Source organism: Azospirillum sp. UFLA03-27 (genome assembly GCF_059803775.1).
Window position 1 is genome coordinate 1 of sequence record NZ_JAUQTX010000412.1, and the last position, 3,410, is coordinate 3,410.

Here is a 3,410-nt window from a genome sequence, read left to right on the forward strand (position 1 = left end):
ACGGCGGGCACCGGCCCCCGCGCGTGACCTCGTCATCCCTGGCCACCCGCGGTCGCTTCGCCCACACCGTCCTGGAGTACATCCTGGTCCGGCTCTACGCCGAGAAGCACGGCTTCGTGCTGGAGACTCCCGACTGGGTGGGCGGCGCCTTCTTCGAGCTGAACGATCCGCCGCAGAGCGGTCCGCTGCCACCGCTGCTGTTTTCCCGCCGCATTCTCAACGATCTGGTGAGCGGCAGCGCGGAGCGGGCGCCGATCGCCGACCGCGACATCCTCTCCCCCCTGTTCCTGTTCGAGCACAAGCAGGAATACCGGCAGCGTGTCCAATCGTGGCTGAGGCCGCGTCGGGTCTGGGAGCCGCAACTCGCCCCGGCGGTCGAACGGTTGCGGGCGGCGGGAAACACGGTGGTCGCGCTCCACATCCGGCGCGGCGACTTCGTGACGTCCAACTACCCGATCACCGAGACCGCCTGGTACGTCGACTGGCTGCGCGACTGGTGGCCGCGCCTCGACCGGCCAGTGCTCTATGTGGCCAGCGACGACGTCGCGGCGGTCCGCCACGCCTTCGCGGAGTTCCATCCCCTGACGCGGGCCGACGTCGTGGAGGAATGGGCGGGGTTGGACTTCCTTCAGGACTTCCACATGCTGATGAATGCCGACGTGGTCGGCACCAGCGCCGCCAGCGGGTTCAGCGCGCTTGCCGCCCGCCTCAACACCCGCGCCCGCCTGTTCGTCGAGCCGGACGTCGCCGCCCGCCGCATCCGGCCCTTCGAACCCTGGACGCCATGAAGCCCTGAGCCATGAGTTACGGGCGGGACCGCGCGAGGGCCTGGAGAGCGGCGCGGACACGGCCGACGACGGGCGCCCACTCGCCGCGCCGGTCCTGGCGGAACAGGCGCATGGTCGGGTACCACGGCGTGCACATCCCCTGATCCAGCCAGCGCCAGTCGGGGGCGAAGGGCAACACCGTCCAGACCGGGCGCCCGAGCGCCCCCGCCAGATGGGCCGGCGCGGTGCAGGAGCTGATGACGAGGTCGAGGTTTTCCATGATCGCCGCGGTGTCGGCGAAGTCGGAAATCTCGGTGCCGAGGTCGATGAAGGATGGTGGCAGCGGCCCGCAGGTCTCCAGGTCCTCCCGTCCCGCCCCCTTCTGCAGGCCGAAGACCGTGACGCCCGGAACGTGCAGCAGCGGAAGGAACGCTTTCAGGCGCGGCGAACGGATGCGGTCGGCCTTGAATCCCGGGTTTCCCGCCCAGACCAGACCCACCCGCAGCCCCGTCCGCTGACCGGGCGGTGGCCCCAGGCGCGTCGCCCAGCGTGTCACCAGCTCCGGCTCGGCGCGCAGATAAGGGGTGTCGGCGGGGATCGTGTAGAGCATGGTACCGAGCCGGTGCGGCAGGCTGGCCAGGGCGGCGTGCGCGGCGTGCGGCGGCGGCGGGTCGAAGCGGCTGACCACACCCTCGACGCCCGGCATGGCGGAGAGCAGGCGAACGAGCTGGCTGTTGCACTCCATGACGACGCGCACACCCCTCGCCTGAAGCTGCTGGGCGAAACGGGCGAACATGATGGTGTCGCCCACCCCCTGCTCGTCATGGACCAGAAGGGTCCGTCCGGTGAGGTCGGAGCCGTCCCAGGGGGGTGAGGCGAAGCTGCGTCGGGGGGACGGGAAGTCGGCCATGCGCGACCGCCATTCATACTCGGCGAACCCCTCCTCCAACTCGCCCTTGATCAGCAGCCCGAAGCTCAGCGCGGTGTGCGCCTCCGCCAGGGAGGGGTCGAGCCGGACCGCGGCCCGCGTCAGGGCGATCATCTCGTCGATCCGCATCAGGTCGCGGGCCGACAGCCCGAGGTTGAGGTGGGTGTGCGCGGCGTCCGGCTGCATCGCGATGGATTGCCGGAAGCAGGTCACCGCCTCGTCGAGCCGCCCGAGATCCTGAAGCGTGACGCCCAGGTTGTTGAGCACGCCGGGATCGCCCGGCGCGAAGCCCAGCGCGCAGCGGTAGTAGCGGACCGCCTCCTCGGCCCGGCCGAGACGGCGGTAGGCCATGCCCAGGTTGGCGTAGGCGGCGACCGACGACGGCGCCATGCCGAGGAGGACCATCAGCTCCTCGATCGCCGCCTCGGCGTGGCCGTCCAGGATGAGCGCCTGTGCGAGCAGCAGCCGCTGGTCGCTCAGCTGCGGCTTGAGGCGCAGCAGCCGGCGCAGCGCGGTCGCGGCGTCGCCGTGCCGGCCCTGGTCCGACAACACGTTCGCGACGTTGTTGAGCGCGTCGGCGGAGCCGGCGTCCAGCGCCAGGGCGCGCCGGCCACAGGCCAGGGCCTCGTCGCGCCGGCCGAGCCGCCGCAGCGCGCTGGCGAGGTTGGAGAAGCAGGCTGCGTTGTCGGGGGCGGAGCGGATGGCCTGCCTCATCCACCCCACGGCCTCCGCCAGCTTGCCGCACTGCAGCGCCAGCGCGCCCAGGAGATGCAGGGCATCCGGGTGGCGGGGATGATCGGCGAGAACCCGCCGGTACGCGCTCTCCGCTTCGGCCAGCCGGCCGGCCCCGTGATGGGCAAGACCCGCCGCGACGAGCGCCGCGGGGTCGGGTCGATCCAGGGTGCCTTTGCTGGGGAAGGCCATGCGTGTGTGCTTTCGAAACGTCGATCAGATCAGGACCGAGGATGCCCAGGGATCGTAGGAAACCAGGGCCCGGCGCGCCGGGTCCGGCCGATGGAACCCGCCGGCGTAGCGGTTCAGCATGGTGGCGACGAAGGAGAAGGAGCTGTTGGAAATGGCGACCTGGTCGGCGTGGCAGAGGACGTGGAAGTCGGTGAAGAACTCCGCGCCCGCGATCGGCTCGGCGAGATCGCGGGCCGTGACGGGGCGGTAGGCGGCGAATTCCCGCAGCAGAGCGGGATCGTCGGTCGCTATGAACAGGACCGGCCGGTCGAGCGTCGGCCAGACGGTCTCCAGCCAATCCAGGTACCAGGATACCGGGGCGATCCAGAACCGTCCCCAGCCGAAATCCCCACGCCGAAGGTGCAGCGCGACGATGGTCCGCCCGGCGTCGCGCAGGCGGCCGAGCAGCGCATCCGCGTGGGGCTGGAGGTGGCGACCCGGCGTGAACAGCGCGCGGAACTCCTCCCTGAACGGCGCCAGGGGCGTGGTGTCGCCGCAGAAATAGCCGGACACGTCGCGGTCCGCCAACTCCGGGTCCGCCAGCACGCCCGCGCGCCCGCCGAGAAAGGAGGCCATTACGGCGGCCTCCGCCTCCGCCACGCGCGGCAGCGCCGGACCGGGCAGGGGATCGTCGTGATCGTACAGGTGGCGGCCGAGCCAGGGAGGGACCTCCAGGGTGAGGCCGTGCCGGGCGGCGTAGAGGCGCAGGACCTGTCTCTTATACACATCTGACGCTGCCGACGATTATACGC

General features: G+C 71.1%; 3 protein-coding genes. 1 reads left to right on the top strand and 2 read right to left on the bottom strand.

Features of this window, described 5'->3' with window-relative positions; all coding sequences use genetic code 11:
- Positions 1 to 788: O-fucosyltransferase family protein (locus Q4I23_RS31610; protein WP_498528846.1), on the top strand; the 788-nt coding region annotated here is incomplete at its 5' end.
- Between the two features lie 16 nt (positions 789 to 804).
- Here Q4I23_RS31610 and Q4I23_RS31615 read toward each other — a convergent pair.
- Positions 805 to 2,619: a tetratricopeptide repeat protein gene (locus Q4I23_RS31615; protein ID WP_498528847.1), complete on the bottom strand. Its 1,815-nt coding sequence runs from the start codon at positions 2,617 to 2,619 to the stop codon at positions 805 to 807.
- 24 nt (positions 2,620 to 2,643) lie between these two features.
- Positions 2,644 to 3,384 carry an alpha-1,2-fucosyltransferase gene (locus Q4I23_RS31620; protein ID WP_498528848.1) on the bottom strand — a complete coding sequence of 247 codons (741 nt, stop codon included), beginning with the start codon at positions 3,382 to 3,384 and terminating at the stop codon, positions 2,644 to 2,646.
- Positions 3,385 to 3,410: the final 26 nt, after the last annotated feature.